General features: G+C 69.5%; 17 protein-coding genes. All 17 read left to right on the forward strand.

Annotated features, from left to right (window positions below):
* Positions 1-597: 597 nt before the first annotated feature.
* The 17 genes from AB0I53_RS45565 (at position 598) to AB0I53_RS45645 (ending at position 20,828) form a co-directional block, all read left to right on the forward strand.
* Positions 598-1,896, forward strand: coding sequence for a geranylgeranyl reductase family protein (locus tag AB0I53_RS45565; protein WP_358616371.1), 1,299 nt, complete (start codon positions 598-600; stop codon positions 1,894-1,896).
* 113 nt (positions 1,897-2,009) lie between these two features.
* Positions 2,010-2,420, forward strand: coding sequence for an NADH-quinone oxidoreductase subunit A (locus AB0I53_RS45570; RefSeq protein WP_358616374.1), 411 nt, complete (start codon positions 2,010-2,012; stop codon positions 2,418-2,420).
* Positions 2,421-2,601: 181 nt separating this feature from the next.
* Complete coding sequence (locus AB0I53_RS45575; RefSeq protein ID WP_358616376.1) at positions 2,602-3,276, forward strand: NADH-quinone oxidoreductase subunit B family protein; 675 nt, start codon at positions 2,602-2,604, stop codon at positions 3,274-3,276.
* 6 nt (positions 3,277-3,282) lie between these two features.
* Positions 3,283-3,996, forward strand: a complete 714-nt coding sequence (locus AB0I53_RS45580; protein ID WP_358616379.1) for an NADH-quinone oxidoreductase subunit C — start codon at positions 3,283-3,285, stop codon at positions 3,994-3,996.
* Positions 3,997-4,072: 76 nt separating this feature from the next.
* A complete protein-coding gene (locus AB0I53_RS45585; protein WP_358616381.1) occupies positions 4,073-5,428 on the forward strand; it encodes an NADH-quinone oxidoreductase subunit D in 1,356 nt (451 codons plus the stop codon).
* Entirely contained in the window at positions 5,425-6,183 is a 759-nt protein-coding gene (nuoE, locus tag AB0I53_RS45590; RefSeq protein ID WP_358616383.1) for an NADH-quinone oxidoreductase subunit NuoE, read from the forward strand. Before AB0I53_RS45585 ends, nuoE begins: the two co-directional genes overlap by 4 nt.
* Positions 6,184-6,191: 8 nt before the next feature.
* The gene (nuoF, locus tag AB0I53_RS45595; protein ID WP_358616385.1) at positions 6,192-7,508 is read left to right on the forward strand and encodes an NADH-quinone oxidoreductase subunit NuoF; all 1,317 of its coding nucleotides are present in this window, start codon (positions 6,192-6,194) and stop codon (positions 7,506-7,508) included.
* Positions 7,505-10,027, forward strand: coding sequence for an NADH-quinone oxidoreductase subunit G (locus tag AB0I53_RS45600; RefSeq protein WP_358616388.1), 2,523 nt, complete (start codon positions 7,505-7,507; stop codon positions 10,025-10,027). Before nuoF ends, AB0I53_RS45600 begins: the two co-directional genes overlap by 4 nt.
* Positions 10,024-11,337: an NADH-quinone oxidoreductase subunit NuoH gene (gene nuoH, locus AB0I53_RS45605; protein WP_358616390.1), complete on the forward strand. Its 1,314-nt coding sequence runs from the start codon at positions 10,024-10,026 to the stop codon at positions 11,335-11,337. The genes AB0I53_RS45600 and nuoH overlap by 4 nt, the downstream gene beginning before the upstream one ends.
* A complete protein-coding gene (nuoI, locus tag AB0I53_RS45610) occupies positions 11,324-11,890 on the forward strand; it encodes an NADH-quinone oxidoreductase subunit NuoI (RefSeq protein ID WP_358616393.1) in 567 nt (188 codons plus the stop codon). The genes nuoH and nuoI overlap by 14 nt, the downstream gene beginning before the upstream one ends.
* On the forward strand, positions 11,887-12,837 hold the full coding sequence (locus AB0I53_RS45615; protein WP_358616396.1) for an NADH-quinone oxidoreductase subunit J: 951 nt from the start codon (positions 11,887-11,889) through the stop codon (positions 12,835-12,837). The genes nuoI and AB0I53_RS45615 overlap by 4 nt, the downstream gene beginning before the upstream one ends.
* On the forward strand, positions 12,834-13,133 hold the full coding sequence (gene nuoK / locus AB0I53_RS45620; protein WP_093155324.1) for an NADH-quinone oxidoreductase subunit NuoK: 300 nt from the start codon (positions 12,834-12,836) through the stop codon (positions 13,131-13,133). The genes AB0I53_RS45615 and nuoK overlap by 4 nt, the downstream gene beginning before the upstream one ends.
* A gap of 98 nt (positions 13,134-13,231) precedes the next feature.
* Positions 13,232-15,190: an NADH-quinone oxidoreductase subunit L gene (nuoL, locus tag AB0I53_RS45625; RefSeq protein ID WP_358616406.1), complete on the forward strand. Its 1,959-nt coding sequence runs from the start codon at positions 13,232-13,234 to the stop codon at positions 15,188-15,190.
* A gap of 94 nt (positions 15,191-15,284) precedes the next feature.
* Positions 15,285-16,862, forward strand: a complete 1,578-nt coding sequence (locus AB0I53_RS45630) for an NADH-quinone oxidoreductase subunit M (RefSeq protein WP_358616398.1) — start codon at positions 15,285-15,287, stop codon at positions 16,860-16,862.
* Positions 16,863-16,885: 23 nt separating this feature from the next.
* Positions 16,886-18,445 (forward strand): NADH-quinone oxidoreductase subunit NuoN, encoded by a 1,560-nt coding sequence (gene nuoN / locus AB0I53_RS45635; RefSeq protein ID WP_358616408.1) that lies wholly within the window; start codon positions 16,886-16,888, stop codon positions 18,443-18,445.
* Positions 18,446-18,491: 46 nt separating this feature from the next.
* The gene (locus tag AB0I53_RS45640) at positions 18,492-19,523 is read left to right on the forward strand and encodes a polyprenyl synthetase family protein (protein WP_358616400.1); all 1,032 of its coding nucleotides are present in this window, start codon (positions 18,492-18,494) and stop codon (positions 19,521-19,523) included.
* Between the two features lie 186 nt (positions 19,524-19,709).
* Positions 19,710-20,828, forward strand: coding sequence for a hypothetical protein (locus AB0I53_RS45645; protein ID WP_358616403.1), 1,119 nt, complete (start codon positions 19,710-19,712; stop codon positions 20,826-20,828).
* The last annotated feature ends 143 nt before the right edge of the window (positions 20,829-20,971 follow it).

Here is a 20,971-nt window from a genome sequence, read left to right on the forward strand (position 1 = left end):
GCGGTGATGGTACTGCACTCGACAGGGTGTGGGAGAGTAAGACACCGCCGACACACTATTTGAGAAGGGCCTCTTTTTCTTCTGGTTACCAGAAGAAAAAGAGGCCCTTCTTCTATTTCGGTGCCCGCTTACACCACCGCGCGGCAAGCGCCTCGCGGAACATCAGAGGGCGCAGAGCGAAGGCTGCTGGTGCGAGGGCGAGGCCTGCGGCCAGTGGTGGGCGCCAGGGCCGGCTGGCTCCGCTGAGTGAGCGGTTGGGGGCGGCACAGGACGGGCGATCGAGCGCTGTCCCGGCTCGCGGGGGACTCCCCAGTTGGTAAAAAGTGCTCCTCACCTGGGAAAAATCACTTCTTCGGGCCGTGGTGGCAACGCGGCGGCGTCGCGTCCTCCGCGGGGGCGCGAAGGTCACCCGGTTGGCCCAGTCCGGGCGCCCTAACTGGGGTGATGGTCACTCGGGTGGCGTAGTTCGAGGGCTCGATCGCGAGGTTCGTCCGGCTTAGACTCGGGAGTTAGTGAACTCGTTCACAAGCGGGTTCCCGGGGCGGTCCACCGGGACGAGCGGGCCGCGCCGCGCATTGCACCGGATCAAGGAGTGTCATGACCAGCGCCACCAGCCGCCGCCGACCGGACGAGGACGCCGAGGTGATCGTCGTCGGAGCAGGACCGGCCGGATCGACGGCTGCGACGTACCTGGCCCGCGCGGGCCTGGACGTCCTGCTTCTCGAGAAGAGCGTGTTCCCGCGGGAGAAGGTCTGCGGCGACGGCATCACCCCGAGAGGTGTCAAGCAGCTCATCGACCTGGGCATCGACACCCGCGAGGAAGCGGGCTGGCTGCACAACCGGGGCCTGCGCGTCGTCGGCGGCGGCGTGCGGATGGAACTGGACTGGCCGAGTCTGGCCGCCTTCCCGCCCTACGGAGTGGTCCGCCCCCGCAACGACTTCGACGACCTGCTGGCCCGCAACGCGCAGCGCGCCGGTGCCCGGCTGCTGCAGCAGACCACGGTGACCGGTGCGATCACCGACGAGCGCACCGGCCGGATCGTCGGCGTTGAGGCGAAGACCGGCCCGGACCGCACGCCGGTGACCTACCGCGCGCCGTTGGTGTTGGCCTGCGACGGGGTTTCGGCTCGGTTGGCGCTGTCGGTGGGCATCGAGAAGCGCGACGACCGGCCGATGGGCGTCGCGGTGCGCCGGTACTACACGAGCCCGCGCACCAAGGACGACTTCCTGGAGTCGCACCTGGAGTTGTGGGACCGCTCGAACCCCGACGAGCCGAAGCTGCTGCCGGGTTACGGCTGGATCTTCGGGATGGGCGACGGCACCGTCAACGTCGGGCTCGGCATCCTGTCGACCTCCAAGGCCTACGGCAAGACGGACTACCGCCAGCTGATGCGTTCCTGGTTGGACGGAACCCCGGAGGAGTGGGGTTTCCGGGAGGAGAACGCCACCGGCAAGATCGGCGGCGCGGCGCTGCCGATGGGCTTCAACCGGATGCCGCACTACCGCAACGGTCTGCTGCTGGTCGGCGACGCCGGCGGGATGGTGAACCCGTTCAACGGCGAAGGCATCGCCTACGCGATGGAATCCGCCGCGCTGGCGGCTGAATGCGTGGTGCACGCGCTCGCCCGGCCGGCGGGTTTTTCGCGGGAGCAGGCGCTGCGCCGGTACCCGACGGTGGTGCAGCAGGCGCTCGGCGGCTACTTCCGGATGGGCAACATCTTCAGCAAGTTGATTGGCAATCCCACCGTCATGAAGGTGGCCACCAAGCATGGTCTGCCGAGGGCGACGCTGATGCGTTTCGTGTTGAAGCTGTTGGCAAATCTCTACGACGAGAAGGGCGGCGACGCCATGGATCGTGTGATCAGCACCACTACTCGGCTGACCCCTAGCGCTTGACCGCGCGAGTCTGGTCAGATGTCCCGAGCAGTGTGCCGGACGTCTCAAAGTTAGGTTCGCCTCACTACGGAGTCGATACGGTCGACCGCATAGAGTGCGCACCGATGTCGTAGATGTGTTCTGCATCTCGGCGGGGGCCGCCGAAGGAGGGCAGCGGAGTGCTTGATCCCTACATCCCGCTGGTGCTGTTGTTCGCGCTGGCGCTCGCGTTCGCGGTGTTTTCCGTCGCGATCGCGCCACTGGTCGGTCCCCGCCGTTACAACAAGGCGAAGCTCGACGCCTACGAGTGCGGCATCGAGCCGTCGCCGCAGCCGGTCATCGGCGGCGGCCGGATGCCGGTCGCCTACTACCTGACCGCGATGTTGTTCATCCTGTTCGACATCGAGATGGTCTTCCTCTACCCGTTCGCGGTCTCCGCCGACGCCCTGGGCATGTTCGGCGTGGTCGAGATCGTGCTCTTCATCGCCACCGTCGGTTTCGCCTACGTCTACGTCTGGCGCCGCGGCGGCCTCGACTGGAACTGAGTGGAGGTAGCTGGTGCGCACGGATCGGAGAGCTGAGATGCACTCACCGCACTGGGCATGCGCAAGTCGGGGATCCCACAGCCGAGAAGGGCTCTGAGGTTCCGCTACCTGCACCGCCAAGCAAGACGACAACACGATCTTCCAAGGACTAGCCGCAGCGACGCGGGAAGGAGTGCCGGAGATGGGGCTCGAAGAGCAGCTGCCGAACGGCATCCTGTTGGCCAACGTGGAAAAGCTCGTCAACTGGACGCGGAAGACGTCGATGTGGCCGGCGACGTTCGGGCTGGCCTGCTGCGCGATCGAGATGATGACCGTCGGCGGTTCCCGCTACGACATCGCGCGCTTCGGCATGGAGCGGTTCTCCGCCACCCCCCGGCAGGCCGACCTGATGATCGTCGCGGGCCGGGTGACCAACAAGATGGCGCCCGTGCTGCGGCAGATCTACGACCAGATGCCGGAGCCGCGCTGGGTGCTGGCGATGGGCGTGTGCGCCTCCAGCGGCGGCATGTTCAACAACTACGCGGTCGTGCAGGGCGTGGACCACGTGGTGCCGGTGGACATGTACCTGCCGGGATGCCCGCCGCGGCCGGAGATGCTGCTGGACGCGATCCTCAAGCTGCACGCCAAGATCATGGACGAGCCGATCAACGCGAAGCGTGCGCAGCTAAGGCTGGAGAGCGGCGAGCGCACCCCGATGATCCCGTCCTCCGAGCGGTACGCGCCGAAGAACTGGGCGCAGCGGCGCCGGGCCGAGCGGCAGCAGGCCGCGCAGCGCCGGGAGTTGGGTTCCGATCCGTCGTTGGGGGCGCTGGACCCAGCGCCGAAGCGCCCCCGCGAGCTCAAAGCGGGCAGGTGAGTTCGGTTGGCAGACAATGAATCCCAGTCCTGGGCGGTGGACCCGGCCCGGCGGGAGTCCGCGCCGGTTTCCGGTCGCGCCCGGCAGGGCATGTTCGGGGTTCGCGGCACCGGTGACACCTCCGGCTACGGCGGCCTGCACCTGCCGGCCTACGTGCCGCCCGCCGCGGAGCGCCCGTTCGGGGGCTGGTTCGACGAGTTCGCCGACAACTTCTTCGCCGCGCTGAACGAGCAGGGCCTGCCCGCGGACACGGTGCAGCAGGTGACCGTGGATCGCGGCGAGATCACCTTCTACGTGCGGCGGGACCACCTGCTGGAGGTTTGCCGGACGTTGCGGGACGATCCGGCGCTGCGCTTCGAGCTGTGCAGCTCGGTGTCCGCCGTGGACTACGGGCCCGAGGTGCCGCAGCGGCTGCACTCGGTGTACCACCTGACATCGATGACCTACCGGCGTCGGATCCGGCTGGAGGTCGCGCTCGAAATCGATGACCCGCACCTGCCGTCGGTCGTGCCGGTGTACCCGACCGCCGACTTCCAGGAGCGCGAGACCTGGGACATGTTCGGCATCGTCTACGACGGACACCCGGCGCTGACCCGGATCCTGATGCCGGACGACTGGGACGGCCACCCGCAGCGGAAGGACTACCCGCTCGGCGGGATTCCGGTGGAGTACAAGGGCGCCGAGATCCCGCCGCCGGACCAGCGCAGGGCGTACTCGTGACAGCCGCGATATCCGGGAATTCCGCGATTTCAACGGAAATCGGCGGACGGCAGCACACCGCGGAGAGGTGCTGGAGATGACTACCGAACCACTGGCCGACACCGGCCTCGGCGACCCGCACGTCCACCCGGGCGAGGCGGAGTCGCGGGAGACCACCGAGGGCCGGGTCTACACCGTCACCGGCGGCGACTGGGACGAGTTCATCGACGAGACGGCCGGCGAGGAGCGGGTCGTCATCAACCTCGGCCCGCAGCACCCGTCCACCCACGGCGTGCTGCGGCTGGTGCTGGAGCTCGAAGGCGAGACGGTCACCAAGGCCCGGTCGGTGATCGGCTACCTGCACACCGGCATCGAGAAGAACACCGAGTACCGCACCTGGACGCAGGGCGTCACCTTCGTGACGCGGATGGACTACCTGGCGCCGCTGCACAACGAGGCCGCCTACTGCATGGCGGTGGAGAAGCTGCTGGGCATCGAGGCGCCGCGGCGGGCGCAGGTGTTCCGGGTGCTGCTGATGGAGCTCAACCGGATCTCCTCGCACCTGGTGTTCCTGGCCACCGGCGCGATGGAGCTGGGCGCGACCACCGGCATGACCTTCGGCTTCCGCGAGCGCGAAGAGGTCCTGCACCTGCTGGAGTACCTGACCGGCCTGCGGATGAACCACGCGTTCATCCGGCCCGGCGGCGTCTCCCAGGACCTCCCGGTGGACTACCGGGAGAAGATCCTGAACTTCATCCAGGTGATGGACAAGCGGCTGCCGGACTACGACAAGCTGTTCACCGGCCAGCCGATCTGGAAGCAGCGGCTGAAGGACGTCGGCTACCTGCCGCTGGACGGCTGCCTGCAGCTCGGCGTCACCGGCCCGCTGCTGCGCTCCGCCGGGCTCGCCTGGGACCTGCGCAAGATCCAGCCGTACTGCGGCTACGACGAGTACGACTTCGAGGTGCCCACCAGCACCGACGCCGACTGCTACGCCCGGTACCTGCTGCGGCTGGAGGAGATCCACCAGTCGCTGAAGATCATCCGGCAGTGCGTGGACAAGTTCGAGCCCGGCCCGCACATGGTGGAGGACAAGAAGATCGCGTGGCCGGCGAAGCTGAGCATCGGCCCGGACGGCATGGGCAACTCGCTGGAGCACGTCCGCAAGATCATGGGTCAGTCGATGGAGTCGCTGATCCACCACTTCAAGCTGGTGACCGAGGGCTTCGACGTGCCGCCCGGCCAGGTGTACGTGCCGATCGAGTCGCCGCGCGGCGAGCTCGGCTACCACGTGGTCTCCGACGGCGGCACCCGGCCGATGCGGGTGCACGTGCGGGAACCCAGTTTCGTGAACCTGCAGGCGATGCCCGCGATGTGCGAAGGCGGACTGGTGGCCGACGTGATCGCGGCGGTTGCCTCCATCGACCCGGTGATGGGCGGGGTGGATCGATGACCGAGCAGTTCGAGTTCACCACGACGGAAGAAGCGGTTCACGAAACCGCCGATACGTCGGTGTTCGGCGAGGACGTGCGGGCCGACGCGAAGCAGATCATCGCGCGGTACCCGGAGTCCCGGTCGGCGCTGCTGCCGATGCTGCACCTCGTGCAGTCGGTGCAGGGGCACGTCAGCGCCGAGGGAATCCAGTTCTGCGCCGAGCAGCTGGCACTGTCCACTGCGGAGGTCAGCGCCGTCGCGACGTTCTACACCATGTACAAGCGCAAGCCCTGCGGCCAGCACCTGGTGAGCGTCTGCACCAACACCATGTGCGCGGCGCTCGGCGGTGACGCGATCTACCGGAAGGTCAGCGAGCACCTCGGCGTCGGGCACAACGAGACCGCCGGGACGCCGGGTGAAGAGGGTTCGATCACCTTGGAGCACGCCGAGTGCCTCGCCGCGTGCGACCTGGCCCCGGTGCTGCAGGTCAACTACGAGTACTTCGACAACCAGACGCCGGAGCAGGCGCTGGAGCTCGTGAAGGCGTTGCAGCGCGGGGAGAAGCCGGCGCCGACGCGCGGTCCCGAGCTCTCCGACTTCCGCGGCGCCGAGCGCCAGCTGGCGGGCTTCTTCGACGACCTGGAGTCCACTGTGGCCGGGTCGTCGTCGGCGGTCGAGACGGTGCGCGGCGCGCAGCTGGCCAACGAGCGCGGCTGGACCGCGCCGAGCATGCCCGATGGCGCGGAACTCCCGCCGCTGCCGGAGAAGAAGTGAGGGTGGCCATGACCCAATCCACCAACAGCCAGTCCAGCGCCAGCCCGGTGACCCCGGTCCTGACGAAGCGGTGGCTGTCGCCGACCTCCTGGACGCTGCGCACCTACGAGCAGCTGGAGGGCTACACCGCGCTGCGCAAGGCGCTGAAGGCGCACCCCGACCAGCTGATCGAGCTGGTCAAGGGAGCCGGGCTGCGCGGCCGCGGCGGCGCCGGGTTCCCGGCCGGGGTGAAGTGGAGCTTCATGCCGAAGGAGCCGGTCAAGCCGCACTACCTCGTCATCAACGCCGACGAGGGCGAGCCGGGGACCTGCAAGGACATCCCGCTGATGATGGCCGATCCGCACTCGCTGATCGAGGGCTGCATCATCGCCAGCTACGCGATGCGCGCCAACCACTGCATGATCTACGTGCGCGGCGAGGCGCTGCACCCGATCCGGCGGCTGAACAACGCGGTCCGCGAGGCCTACCAGGCCGGGTACCTCGGCAAGAACATCCTGGACTCGGGCTTCGACCTGGACATCGTGGTGCACGCCGGCGCGGGCGCCTACATCTGCGGCGAGGAGACCGCGCTGCTCGACTCGCTGGAGGGCAAGCGCGGGCAGCCGCGGCTGAAGCCGCCGTTCCCGGCCGCCGCCGGGCTCTACGCCTGCCCGACCACGGTGAACAACGTCGAGACGATCGCCTCGGTGCCCTTCATCGTCAACGGCGGCGCCGAGTGGTTCCGCAAGATGGGCACCGAGAAGTCGCCCGGCCCGAAGATCTACTCGATCTCCGGGCACGTCGAGCGGCCCGGCCAGTACGAAGCGCCGCTGGGCACCACGCTGCGGGAGCTGCTGGAGCTGGCGGGCGGCATGAAGGACGACATCCCGCTGAAGTTCTGGACGCCGGGCGGCTCGTCGACGCCGATGTTCACCGCCGAGCACCTGGACGTGCCGCTGGACTTCGAGGGCGCGGCCGAGGCCGGGTCGATGCTGGGCACCACCGCGGTGATGGTGTTCAACGAGACGGTTTCGGTGCCGTGGGCCGTGATGAAGTGGACGCAGTTCTACGAGCACGAGTCCTGCGGCAAGTGCACGCCGTGCCGGGAGGGCACCTACTGGCTGGCGCAGGTGCTGGAGCGGATGGTCGACGGGCACGGCACCGAGGAGGACATCGAAACCCTCCTGGACGTCTGCGACAACATCTTCGGCCGCTCGTTCTGCGCCCTCGGCGACGGCGCGGTGAGCCCGATCGTCAGCGGCATCAAGTACTTCCGCGAGGAGTTCCTCGCGTTGTGTGAGAAGAACAAGACCGGCGACTCCGCACTTGTAGGAGCGGCCCGATGACCGTGGCACCAGAAGCTGAAACCCGTCCGGTTCCGGAGGGTTACGTCCGCCTGACCATCGACGGGATCGAGGTCGTGGCGCCCAAGGGCGAGCTGCTGATCCGCACCGCCGAGCGGATGGGCATCACCATCCCGCGGTTCTGCGACCATCCGCTGCTCGACCCGGCCGGGGCCTGCCGGCAGTGCCTGGTCGAGGTCGAGATGGGCGGGCGGCCGATGCCCAAGCCGCAGGCGTCCTGCACCATGACCGTCGCCGACGGCATGGTGGTCAAGACGCAGCAGACCTCGCCGGTGGCGGACAAGGCGCAGCAGGGTGTGATGGAGCTGCTGCTGATCAACCACCCGCTGGACTGCCCGATCTGCGACAAGGGCGGCGAGTGCCCGCTGCAGAACCAGGCGTTGAAGCACGGCCGGGCGGAGTCCCGCTTCCACGACACGAAGCGGACCTTCGCCAAGCCGGTGCCGATCTCCTCGCAGGTGCTGCTGGACCGGGAGCGCTGCGTGCTGTGCCAGCGCTGCACCCGGTTCTCCAAGCAGGTGGCCGGCGACCCGTTCATCGAGCTGCTGGAGCGCGGGGCGTTGCAGCAGATCGGCATCGGCGAGCAGCAGCCGTTCCAGAGCTACTTCTCCGGCAACACCATCCAGATCTGCCCGGTCGGGGCGCTGACCAGCGCGGCCTACCGGTTCCGGTCCCGGCCGTTCGACCTGGTGTCGACGCCCGGCCAGTGCGAGCACTGCGCGTCCGGCTGCGAGATCCGCAACGACTGGCGGCGCGGCAAGGTAATGCGGCGGCTGGCCGGTGACGACCCGGAGGTCAACGAGGAGTGGATCTGCGACAAGGGCCGGTTCGCCTTCCGCTACGCCACCGCCAACGACCGGATCACCCGGCCGCTGATCCGGGAGAACGGCGAGCTCCGGCAAGCGTCCTGGACCGAGGCGCTGCAGGCGGCCGCGAAGGGACTGGCCGAGGCGCGTGACGCAGGCGGCGTCGGCGTGCTGCCCGGCGGCCGGCTGACCGTCGAGGACGCCTACGCCTACTCGAAGTTCGCGCGGATCGCGTTGCGCACCAACGACATCGACTACCGGGCCCGACCGCACTCCGACGAGGAGCTGCGGTTCCTGGAGTCCACTGTGGTCGGCACCAGCCCGGGCAACGGCGTCACCTACCGGGATCTGGAGTCCGCGCCCGCGGTGCTGTGCGTGGCGTTCGAGCCGGAAGAGGAATCGCCGATCGTCTTCCTGCGGCTGCGCAAGGCGGCTCGCAAGGGCGGCACCAAGGTGTTCCACGTCGCGTCGTGGGCTTCGCCGGGCGTGGAGAAGACGACGGTCATCGCGCACGACGGCGGGCCGGTGCGCACCGGATCGCTGGTGCCGTGCGTGCCCGGCGGTGAGGCCGCGGCGCTGCGCGAACTCCCGTCCGATGTGGACGAGGCGTTGCGGCAGTCGGGAGCGGTCCTCCTCGTCGGCGAGCGGGCCGCGGAGATCCCCGGGCTGTACTCGGAGATCCTGCGCACCGCGCGGCGGACCGGCGTGAGCGTCGCTTGGATTCCCCGCCGGGCCGGCGAGCGCGGCGCGATCGAGGTCGGCGTCCTGCCGACGCTGCTGCCCGGCGGACGGCCGGTGGCGGACGCGGAGGCCCGCGCCGAGCTGGAGCGGCACTGGGGCCTCGCCCCGGCCGCCCTGCCCGCCGACGCCGGCCGCGACGTCACCGGAATTCTCAACGCGGCGGCCGCCGGAGACCTCTCCGGGCTGGTCGTCGGCGGTGTCGACCCGAACGACCTGCCCGACCCGGCGCTCGCCGAGAAGGCCCTGCGTCGTGCGGGCTTCGTGGTCAGCCTGGAGCTGCGGCCGAGCGCGGTCACCGAACACGCCGACGTGGTGCTGCCCATCGCGCCGAGCACCGAGAAGGCCGGCAGCTACCTGAACTGGGAAGGCCGCCACCGCGAGTTCCGCACCACCATCGAAGGCACCGGCGCGCTGCCGGACTGCCGGGTGCTGGACACCCTCGCGGTGGAGATGGACGTGGACCTGTTCACGCAGACCCCGGCCGCCGCGCTCGCCGAACTCGAACGCGTCGGGCCGCACCTCGGCGCGGGCCTGCCCGCACCGGACGAGCCGCCCGCAGCGGCACCGAGCCCCGGCGCGGGGCAAGCGGTGCTGGCGACCTGGCGGCAGCTGCTCGACAACGGATCGATGCAGGCCGACGAACCGAACCTGGCCGGCACCGCGCGGAGAACCGTCGCGATGCTCTCGCCGCGCACCGCGCAGCGGATCGGGCTCGGCCACGGGCAGCGCATCGAGATCCGCACCGCCAAGGGCGCGATCGTGCTCGCGGCGGAGCTCGCCGAAATGCCCGACGACGTGGTGTGGCTGCCCGCCGACTCCGGTGCCTCGAAGGTGCACCGGACGCTGGGCGTCGGCCACGGCGCGGTCGTCGACATCGCCGCCACCACGGCGATGTCTCCCGCCGCCGGAAACGGCCACGGCGGCACGACCCACCTCGACGGGGGGAGAGCATGACCAGAACCGCGGAACTGCTCGCCGACGATCCGCTCTGGCTGATCCTGCTGAAGGTCCTGGTGATCTTCGTCTTCCTGGTCGTCATGACGCTGTTGACGATCTGGGCGGAGCGCCGGGTGATCGGCCGGATGCAGAACCGGCCCGGCCCCAACCGGGCGGGCCCGTTCGGGTTGCTGCAATCGCTGGCGGACGGCCTGAAGCTGGCGTTCAAGGAAGACATCCGGCCGGTGCTGGCCGACAAGTGGGTGTACTTCCTGGCCCCGGTGATCTCCGCGACGCCCGCGCTGGTGTCGTTCTCGGTGATCCCGATCGGCCCCGAGGTCACCATCTTCGGCGAGCCGACCGCGCTGCAGCTGGTGGACCTGCCGGTCGGCCTGCTGGTCGTGCTGGCCTGCGCCTCCATCGGCGTCTACGGCATCGTGCTGGCCGGCTGGGCCTCCGGCTCGCCGTACCCGCTGCTCGGCTCGCTGCGCTCGGCGGCGCAGGTGATCTCCTACGAGATCGCGATGGGCCTGTCGTTCGTCGCGGTGATCATGTACGCGGGCACGCTGTCCACCTCGGGCATCGTCGAGGCGCAGAAGGACGGCTGGTTCTTCCTGCTGCTGCCGTTCAGCTTCGTCGTCTACCTGGTGTCGATGGTCGGCGAGACCAACCGCGCGCCGTTCGACCTGCCGGAGGCGGAGTCGGAGCTGGTCGGCGGGTTCCACACCGAATACTCGTCGCTGAAGTTCGCGCTGTTCTTCCTCGCCGAGTACATCAACATGGTCACCGTCTCGGCGCTGGCGACCACGCTGTTCCTCGGCGGCTGGCACGCGCCGTGGCCGCTGTCGCTGATCGGCGACGGGGTGCTCAACACCGGTTGGTGGCCGGTGCTGTGGTTCCTCGGCAAGACGATGGCGTTCCTGTTCTTCTTCATCTGGCTGCGCGGCACGCTGCCCCGCCTGCGCTACGACCAGTTCATGAACCTGGGCTGGAAGTTCCTGGTCCCGCTCAGCCTGGTGTGGATCATCGCGGTGACCGTGATCCGCGCGCTGCGCAACGAGGAAGCGGTCAGCTCGCAGCAGTTCCTCATCGGCGGCGGCGTCGTGATCGCGATCCTGCTGGCGGCGACGTTCCTGATCCCGGACCGCAAACCGGCCAAGGACGCCGACGAGATCCCGCTCGCCGGCAGCGGATACCCCATTCCGCCGCTGGACCTGCAAGTCCCCGAGACCCCGCCGCGCCGCACCCCGGTGCGCAGCGGTGCCGACCGCACTGCGGGCGAGGTCGCGGGTCCGGAAGGCGAGGAGGCGCCTCATGGGAATGTTTGATCCGATCAAGGGCTTCGGCGTCACCTTCTCGACCATGTTCAAGAAGGTCGTCACCGAGGAGTACCCCGAGGTCAAGAAGATCCCGGCGCCCCGGTTCCACGGCCGCCACCAGCTCAACCGGCACCCGGACGGGCTGGAGAAGTGCGTCGGCTGCGAGCTGTGCGCGTGGGCGTGCCCGGCCGACGCGATCTTCGTGGAGGGCGGCAACAACACCGACGAGGCCCGGTTCTCGCCCGGTGAGCGCTACGGCAAGGACTACCAGATCAACTACCTGCGCTGCATCGGCTGCGGGTTGTGCATCGAGGCCTGCCCGACGCGCGCGTTGACGATGACCAACGAGTACGAGACCGCCGACGACAACCGCCAGGACCTGATCTACACCAGGGCGGACCTGCTGGCGCCGCTGCTGTCCGGCATGGAGCAGCCGCCGCACCCGATGCGGCTCGGCAACGACGAGCAGGACTACTACGTGCGCGGGCCGGAACTGGCGCGAGACCGGGGAGTCCCGGCGGATGAGACGGTCGAGTCCGGGCACGAGGAGGCCGGGAGATGACCATCGAAGCGGCGCAGTTCCTCGCGCAGGCGCCCATCGGTGTGGTGGGCACCGGCGAGACGGTGGCCTTCTGGATCCTCGGACCGCTGGCGCTGGTCGGCGCGCTGGGCATGGTGTTCGCCCGCAACGCGGTGCATTCCGCGCTGTGGCTGGTGCTGACGATGCTGTGCCTCGGCGTGCTCTACATGGCGCAGAGCGCGCCGTTCCTCGGGTTCACGCAGATCATCGTCTACACCGGCGCGATCATGATGCTGTTCCTGTTCGTGCTGATGATGGTCGGCCGCGACTCGTCCGACTCGGTGGTCGAAGTCCTGCGCGGGCAGCGGTTGTGGGCCGGCATCGGCGGCCTCGGCCTGGCGGCGCTGCTGGTGTCCGGCCTGGCGCGGGCGCTGACCGAGGTGACGCCCGCCGCGCCGCTGAACCCCTGGACGCCGACCGGCGGCGGCGCAGGCGGCCTCGGCCGGTTGATCTTCACCGACTACCTGTTCCCGTTCGAGCTGACCTCGGCGCTGCTGATCACCGCCGCGGTGGGCGCGATGGTGCTGGCCTACGGCGGCAAGGGCCGCGGCCCGCGGCTGAGCCAGAAGGAGCGGGCCGAGGCCCGGTTCCGCGGCAACCGCCCGTCGCCGCTGCCCGGGCCCGGCGTGTACGCGACGGCCAACTCCGTCGCCGTCCCGGCGCTGCTGCCCGACGGCTCGGTGGCGCCGGAGTCGCTGTCCGAGCTGCTGGAGAACCTGCCCGCGGACCGGCTCGGCGACGAGCGGCGCGCGGTCGCCGGCCAGGGGCCGGGGCCCGATCCGCACGCGTTGACCGGCGGGCACCACGAGGAGACGCCCTCGTTGCCCGAGCAGAAGAACTCGGACGTCCCGCCGCACTCCAACGGGAACGGGGCGCAGCACAACGGCCACGAGTCCGAGCACGTCTCCTCCGAGGAGGTCCGGCAGTGACTCCCACCTACTACCTGCTGCTGTCGGCGTTGCTGTTCACCATCGGCGCCGTCGGCGTGCTGGTGCGGCGCAACGCGATCGTGGTGTTCATGTGCATCGAACTGATGCTCAACGCGGTCAACCTGACGCTGGTGACCTTCGCCCGCATCGAGGGATCGGTGCACGGGCAGGTCATGGCCTTCTTCGTGATGGTCGTCGCCGCGGCCGAGGTGGTGGTCGGCCTGGCCATCATCATGTCGATCTTCCGGACGCGTCGCTCGGCCTCGGTCGATGACGCCAACCTGCTGAAGTACTGAGAGGGCGCGTGGTGACGGCAAATACGATTACCGCGGCGATGAATTCCGTTGCCTTCCTGACCGGGACCAGCCCGGACGTGGACAGCGCGGCCGGCGGGATCCAGGAGAACGCCTGGTTGCTGGTGGCGTTCCCGGCGCTGGGCGCGCTGATCTTGCTCGTCGCCGGGCGCCGGGCCAACGGCTGGGGGCACATCCTCGGTTGCGCCACCGTGATCGCGTCCTTCGTGTACGGGCTGCTGCTGTTCGGCTCGATCCTCGGGTTCCCGGCGGAAACCGGGCGGGTGCGGGAACTGCACCTGTTCTCCTGGATCCCGGTGAACGCCCTGCAGGTCGACTTCGGGCTCCGGATCGACCCGCTGTCGATGGTGTTCGTGCTGCTGATCACCGGCGTCGGCGCGCTGATCCACATCTACTCGATCGGCTACATGTCGCACGACCAGGAAGGCCGCACCGGGCGGGACAACACCGAACGCCGCCGGTTCTTCGCCTACCTCAACCTGTTCGTCGCCGCGATGCTGATCCTGGTGCTGGGCAACAGCTTCGTGACCCTGTACCTCGGCTGGGAAGGCGTCGGCCTGGCGTCGTACCTGCTGATCGGCTTCTGGCAGGGCCGGCCGTCGGCGGCCGCGGCGGCGACCAAGGCGTTCGTGATGAACCGCGTCGGCGACGTCGGCCTGGCGCTGGCGATCTTCCTTCTGTTCGCGAACCTCGGCACCACGCAGTACACCGAGGTCTTCGCCCGCGCCGGCGAGCTCACGCCGGGCGTGCTGCTGGCCATCACGCTGTTGCTGCTGCTGGGCGCCTGCGGCAAGTCCGGCCAGGTGCCGCTGCAGGCGTGGTTGCCGGACGCCATGGAGGGCCCGACCCCGGTGTCCGCGCTCATCCACGCGGCGACCATGGTCACCGCGGGCGTGTACCTGATCGCGCGGTCCAACCCGCTGTTCACGCTCTCGCCCGGCGGGCAGCTGGCCGTCACCATCGTCGGCGCGGTGACGCTGCTGGTCGGCTGCATCATCGGCTGCGCCTACGACGACATCAAGAAGGTCCTGGCGTACTCCACGGTCAGCCAGATCGGCTACATGATGCTGGCCGTCGGGCTCGGCCCGGCCGGATACGCGCTGGGCATCATGCACCTGCTCACCCACGGCTTCTTCAAGGCCGGGCTGTTCCTCGGCGCCGGCTCGGTGATGCACGGCATGAACGACGAGGTCGACATGCGCAAGTTCGGCGGCCTCTACCGGTTCATGCCGATCACCTTCGCGACCTTCGGGCTCGGCTACCTGGCGCTGATCGGCTTCCCGTTCCTGTCCGGGTACTACTCGAAGGACGCGATCATCGAGGCGGCGTTCGGCCAGGAGGGCTGGCGCGGCTGGGTGTTCGGCGGCGCGGCGATGCTGGGCGCGGCGATCACCGCGTTCTACATGACTCGACTGGTGCTGATGACGTTCTTCGGCGAGAAGCGCTGGGAGAAGCTGAATGCGGAGAACGCGCCCGGGGGCGCGAACAGAGCCTTCCACCCGCACGAGTCGCCCGCGGTGATGACCGCGCCGATGGTCGTGCTGGCCATCGGTTCGGTCGCGGCGGGCATGTTCTTCGCCGGCGGCGACCGGCTGGTCGGATTCCTGGCGCCGTCGCTGGGCGAACTGCACGAGGCCGAGCACACCGCGATCCCGCACGCGATGATCCCGGTGCTGACCGTCGCGTTCTCCGCGCTGGGCGCGCTGATCGCCTGGCTGGTGGTCGGGCGCAAGCCGGTGCCGGTGGAGCGCCCGGAGCGGGTTTCGCCGATCGTGCGCGCGGCGCGCGCGGACCTGGGCGGCAACGCGCTGAACAACGCCCTGGCGGTGCGGCCGACGTTCGGCCTGTCGCGCGGACTGGTCACTGTGGACCGCAAGGGCGTCGACGGCGCGGTCAACGGCATCGCCGGATTCCTCGGCTTCAGCTCCGGCCGCCTGCGCCGGCTGCAGACCGGTTTCGTCCGGTCCTACGCCCTGTCCATGCTCTTCGGCGGAATCCTGGTGATCGCCGCCCTGATGGCAGTGGGGATCCCGACATGACGACCTCGTTGCGCCCCGGACCGCGGTTTCATCTGAAACTGCACGTCCACTATGGACACCGCAGTTGGCTGAGTGAGCTCCGGGAGGAGATCCGATGACCCTGCTCCTCGCACTGATCCTGCTGCCGATCGTCGGGTCGGTGGTGGTGGCGCTGCTGCGCGGCAACGCGGCGGTGGCCAAGTGGACCGCGCTCGGGTTCTCCTTGGTGGAGCTGGTGATCGCGCTCGCCGCGTGGATCGCCTACGACCCGGCGGGCCCGCGGCTGCAGCTCACCAGCTCGGTGGAGTGGATCCCGGCGTTCGACATCCGGCTCTCGCTCGGCGTGGACGGCATCGCGCTGGTGATGATCGCGGTGATCGCGCTGCTCACCCCGCTGGTGCTCGGCTACAGCTGGGGCGAGCGGCTGCCGGCCGGGCGCACCCACGGCGGCTTCTTCTCGCTGCTGCTGCTGGAGCAGGCCCTGACGGTGGCGGTGTTCGCCGCGACCGACCTGTTCCTGTTCTACGTGCTCTTCGAGATCATGCTGATCCCGATGTACTTCCTCATCGGCGGCTACGGCGGCGAGAAGCGCACCTACGCCGCGGTGAAGTTCTTCCTGTACTCCTTCCTCGGCGGCCTGATCATGCTGGCCTCGGCGATCGGCGCGTACGTCTACACCGCGCAGGTCACCGGCACCGGCACCTTCGACTGGGCGACGCTGGTGCCGGTGCTCGCCGAAGCGCCGACCAGCGTGCAGGTGTGGCTGTTCCTCGGGTTCTTCACCGCGTTCGCCATCAAGGCACCGCTGATCCCGTTCCACACCTGGCTGCCGGACGCGGCGCAGCAGGCGCCGATCGGCGTCGCGGTGATCGTCGTCGGCGTGCTCGACAAGGTCGGCACCTTCGGTTTCCTGCGCTACAGCCTGCCGCTCACGCCGGAAGCCTCGAAGCTGCTCGCCCCGCTGGTGCTGGTGCTCGCGGTGATCGGCGTGCTCTACGGCTCGCTGCAGGCCTTCGGCCAGACCGACCTCAAGCGCTTCATCGCCTACGTGTCGATCGCGCACTTCGGCTTCATCGCGCTGGGCATCTTCGCGTTCACCTCGCAGGCGCAGGTGGGCGCGGTGTCGTACATGATCAACCACAGCATCGCGACCGGCATGCTGATCCTGGTGATCGGCATGGTGATCGCGCGCGGCGGCTCCACCCGGATCGCCGACTACGGCGGCATGGCGAAGGTGGCGCCGCTGCTGGCCGGCACGCTGCTGATCGCCGGGCTGAGCACCCTGTCGCTGCCCGGCACGAACTCGTTCATCAGCGAGTTCCTGGTGCTGGTCGGCGCGTTCCAGACGCAGCCGGTCTACACGGTGCTCGCCACCATCGGCATGGTGCTGGCCGCCGTCTACGTGCTCTGGCTGTACCAGCGGACGATGCAGGGCCCGGTGCGCGGCGACGCGCTGCTGGGCACCGCAGCCGGACCGGGCGCGGTGACCGACCCGAACAAGCCGGGCGCGCACCGGCTGCGGGTGGCCGACCTCGGCGCCCGCGAGATCGCGGTGCTGACCCCGCTGATCGTGCTGGTGCTCGCGTTGGGCTTCTACCCGAAGCCTGTGTTGGACGTGATCAACCCGTCGGTCGCGGCAACCATGAGCGAGGTCGGCGTCACCGACCCCGTGACCTCGCAGGGAGGTAACTGACAGTGGGTGCTTTGACGCAGGGGCTGGGCGCCTTGGCGCAGCAGCCGTCCGTGGAGATCCCGCCGATCGACTACGCGGCCATCGCGCCGATCCTGGTGATCCTCGGCGCGGCCTGCCTGGCGATCCTCGTCGAGGCGTTCCTGCCGCGGCACCAGCGCTGGTCGGTCCAGGTCGGGCTGAGCCTGGTGGCGATCGTGGTCGCCGGGGTGGCGCTGGCGGTGTACGCCCGCTCGGGCGTCACCGGCGTGACCACGCTGTCCGACAGCCTCGCGATCGACCCGCCCACGCTGTTCCTCTGGGGCACCCTCCTCGCGCTCGGCCTGGGCTCGATCCTGCTGATCGCGGACCGCTCGGTGGAGCCCGGCGGCGCGTTCGTCTCCGAGTCGCGGGCGACCGACGGGCCGGGCGCGATGACCCGCGCGGCCGCCGGTGTCGCGGGGATGCGCACCGAGGTCTTCCCGCTCGCCCTGTTCTCGCTCGGCGGGATGATGGTGTTCTGCGCGGCGAACGACCTGCTGACGATGTTCATCGCGCTCGAGGTGCTGAGCCTGCCGCTGTACCTGATGTGCGGGCTGGCCAAGCGGCGTCGGCTGCTGTCGCAGGAGGCGGCGGTCAAGTACTTCCTGCTCGGCGCGTTCGCCTCGGCGTTCTTCCTGTACGGCCTGGCCCTGCTCTACGGCTACGCGGGTTCGGTGAAGCTGCAGGCCATCGCGGACGCCACCGCCGGTTCGGACCGCTCGGACACGCTACTGTTCGCCGGGCTCGGCCTGCTGCTGGTGGGCCTGCTGTTCAAGGCCTCGGTCGGCCCGTTCCACACCTGGACGCCGGACGTCTACCAGGGCGCCCCGACCGCGGTCACCGGCTTCATGGCCGCCTGCACCAAGGTCGCCGCGTTCGGCGGGATTCTGCGGGTGCTGCAGGTCGCGTTCCAGGCGTCCAGCTGGGAGTGGCGCGGCGTGCTGTGGGCGGTCGCGATCGCCTCGATGGTCATCGGCGTGGTGCTCGGCCTGACGCAGCGCGACATCAAGCGGATGATCGCCTACTCCTCCGTCGCGCACGCCGGGTTCATGCTGATCGGCTCGCTGGCGCTGACCGGTCGCGGGCTGTCCGCCACGCTGTTCTACCTGCTGGCCTACGGGTTCACGACGATCGCCGTGTTCGGTGTGATCAGCCTGGTGCGACGCGCCGATGGTGAGGCAACTCACCTTTCGGACTGGGCGGGGCTGGCGAAGCGTTCGCCGCTGGTCGCAGGGGTGTTCACCTTCCTGTTGTTCGCCCTCGCCGGCATCCCGCTGACTAGCGGTTTCGTCGGGAAGTTCGTGGTGTTCGAGGCGGCGCTGGCCGACGGCATGGCCCCGCTGGTGGTGGTGGCCCTGGTGGCCAGTGCGGTTGCCGCCTTCTTCTACCTTCGTGTCATCGTGCTGATGTACTTCAGCGAACCGGCCGCGGACGGCCCCACCGTCAGCGTGCCGGGTGCCTTCACGACAGCGGCGATCACGCTCGGTGTGGTCGTCACGCTGTTGCTGGGCGTGCTGCCGACTTTGGCGCTGGACTGGGCGAACGTCGGCGGCTTCGTGTCGTAGAGTGCTCGCCCGTAGGGCGATCCGGGGGAGCGAAGGCGACGGTGACGTGAGCAAGTCAGCGGGTGACCCGATCAGTGATCTGACCACGGGCGGATCGGGCGGGTTCGTCGACATCGCCGACGAGGCGTTGGCCGACTCGGTGCGGCAGGGCATGGACCGGGTGGAGCGGCTCCTGCGCGAATCCGTGCGCAGCGACCTCGAGTTCGCCACCCGCACCTCGCTGCACCTGGTGGACGCGGGCGGCAAGCGGTTCCGGCCGCTGTTCACGCTGCTGGCCGCGCAGTTCGGCGACCCCGCAGCGGACGAGGTGATCAAGTCCGCCGCGGTGATCGAGATGATCCACCTCGCCACGCTCTACCACGACGACGTGATGGACGAGGCGACCATGCGGCGCGGCGCGACCAGCGCCAACGCCCGCTGGGACAACTCGGTGGCGATCCTGACCGGCGACTTCCTGTTCGCCCAGGCGTCCCGGCTGATCGCCGATCTCGGCGGCGACGCGGTCCGCGAGATGGCGGGCACCTTCGAGGCGCTGGTCACCGGCCAGATGCGGGAGACCGTCGGGGTCGGCGAAGACGAGGACGCCGTCGAGTTCTACCTGAAGGTGATCTTCGAGAAGACAGGTTCGCTGATCGCCACCGCCGGTCGGTTCGGCGCCTGGTTCTCCGGCGCGGACGACGCGACGATCGACGCGCTGGAGCGGATCGGCCGGATCATCGGCACCGGTTTCCAGATCTCCGACGACATCATCGACATCGCCTCGCCGGCCAACGAGTCGGGCAAGACCCCGGGCACCGACCTCCGAGAGGGTGTGCGGACGCTGCCGATGTTGTACGCGCTGGCTGATCCGGACACCTCCCCGCGGCTGCGCGACCTGCTGTCCCGGCCGCTGTCCGAGGACGCCGAGGTCGACGAGGCGCTGGAGCTGCTGCGCGCGTCCAGCGGGCTCGCACGGACCCGCGCCACCCTGGACGAGTACGCCGACGACGCCCGCAAGGAACTCGCCTCGCTGCCCGACGTCCCGGCCCGCGAAGCGCTGTCGACGCTGGTCGACTACGTGGTGGCGCGCACCCGCTGAGCGCACGGTTCGCTGCGGCAGCCCGGAAGACTCGTTCGCCGACGGCGCTGATGTGCCCGGAAAGTTGCGCAAGGACCACCCGCGTGTGTCACGAGCCGGTCAAGCTGGTCCGCGGCCGGGGTGCCACGTGATAGGTATCCCCCGGAGAACTGGCGGCGCTGCTGGAGTCTGAGGAGGACATCTCTCGTGATCACCTGGCTGTTCACCCAGGTGTGGCTGTGGAGCCTCGCCGCGTTCGCACTGGGTGCGCTGATCACCTGGCTGCTCTTCGTCCGCCCGCTGCGCCGGCAACTGGCCGAACTCACCGCCGTCTACCCGGAGGCTGAGTACGCCTACGAAGAGGACGAGCGAACCGGCTGCAACGCCCCGCTGGACCTGCTGCAACCCGCACCGCAACGCTGGGAGCGGCCGGACGAGCCGGAGGTCGGAGACTGGGGCCGGGCCCCGCGCGCCTGGGTGGCCCCGGAGAAGGCCGACCCCGCACAGCCCGACCCCGACAGCGCGTGGTTCCGCGAGTGGGACGAACGCGTGAACGGAGCCGACCCGGCCGACGCCGCCGTGACCGCGGTGCAGCCGCGCGTGCCACCGGCGGCGGGCGACCCGAAGCCGGAGGAGCCGGAGGCGGACGAGCCGACGGCATCGGTGAAACCGGTGGAGCCGCCTGCTGCGAAGGCGCCGGTGGAGCCGCCTGTCGTGAAGACGCCGGTGGAATCGCCTGGTGCGAAGGCGCCGGTGGAACCGCCCGCTGTGAAGACGCCGGTCGAATCGCCTGTCGTGAAGACGCCGGTGGAACGGCCTGCCGCGGACCGGACGGCGGCGACGGCACCGGCGGAGGAGCCCGCGACCGACATTTCGGCGTGGCCGGAGGCGGAGCCCGCGGAATCGCGGATCTCCGGGCGGCTCGAAGACTCGGACGACGCGACGGAGTCGCGGTTGTCCGGGCAGCTGCGGTCGCTGTTCGAGACCGTGGAGCCGCGCAGCGGCGGAGCGGTGGAGACGCCGTACGTGCCGCCGGTCGGAGCGGATGCGACGCAGGTGATCCCGAAGGTCGGAGACCGTGGCGCGGAGGGCGCGGACAGCGCGGCGGAGCCGCCGCCGCTGCCGAGGCGGACACCCGGCGCCGGGCCGCGGCCCGGGCGGGAGGGCGGCTCGGGGCCGATGATCAAGGGGCACTCCGCGTCCCGGCAGTACCACAGCCCCGAATCACCGGCCTACGACAAGATCGTCGCCGACGTGTGGTTCCGCACCCCGGCCGACGCGGAGATCGCCGGCTTCGAACCCTGGAACGGCCAGCGCTCCACCTGAGCGCTCCGCCAGGCCAGTACCCGTGTGCGTTTTGTGTCGCTATAGAGCCTGTTTGGGATGTTGTCGGGTGGGGTTGCAGTAGGGCGGCTTGTGCGTTCGGGGTGGTGGAGCGAACGGCCTGTTCGCCTCGTCTATCGGGACGA

Source organism: Saccharopolyspora sp. NPDC050389 (assembly GCF_040655595.1).
GTDB lineage: Bacteria > Actinomycetota > Actinomycetes > Mycobacteriales > Pseudonocardiaceae > Saccharopolyspora.

Excerpts from the sequence above, each read along its gene's own strand:
- AB0I53_RS45565 (WP_358616371.1), top strand. The coding sequence starts at position 598 with ATGACCAGCGCCACCAGCCGCCGCCGACCGGACGAGGACGCCGAGGTG.
- AB0I53_RS45570 (WP_358616374.1), top strand. The coding sequence starts at position 2,010 with ATGTGTTCTGCATCTCGGCGGGGGCCGCCGAAGGAGGGCAGCGGAGTG.
- AB0I53_RS45575 (WP_358616376.1), top strand. The coding sequence starts at position 2,602 with ATGGGGCTCGAAGAGCAGCTGCCGAACGGCATCCTGTTGGCCAACGTG.
- AB0I53_RS45585 (WP_358616381.1), top strand. The coding sequence starts at position 4,073 with ATGACTACCGAACCACTGGCCGACACCGGCCTCGGCGACCCGCACGTC.
- nuoE (WP_358616383.1), top strand. The coding sequence starts at position 5,425 with ATGACCGAGCAGTTCGAGTTCACCACGACGGAAGAAGCGGTTCACGAA.
- nuoF (WP_358616385.1), top strand. The coding sequence starts at position 6,192 with ATGACCCAATCCACCAACAGCCAGTCCAGCGCCAGCCCGGTGACCCCG.
- AB0I53_RS45600 (WP_358616388.1), top strand. The coding sequence starts at position 7,505 with ATGACCGTGGCACCAGAAGCTGAAACCCGTCCGGTTCCGGAGGGTTAC.
- nuoH (WP_358616390.1), top strand. The coding sequence starts at position 10,024 with ATGACCAGAACCGCGGAACTGCTCGCCGACGATCCGCTCTGGCTGATC.
- nuoI (WP_358616393.1), top strand. The coding sequence starts at position 11,324 with ATGGGAATGTTTGATCCGATCAAGGGCTTCGGCGTCACCTTCTCGACC.
- AB0I53_RS45615 (WP_358616396.1), top strand. The coding sequence starts at position 11,887 with ATGACCATCGAAGCGGCGCAGTTCCTCGCGCAGGCGCCCATCGGTGTG.
- AB0I53_RS45630 (WP_358616398.1), top strand. The coding sequence starts at position 15,285 with ATGACCCTGCTCCTCGCACTGATCCTGCTGCCGATCGTCGGGTCGGTG.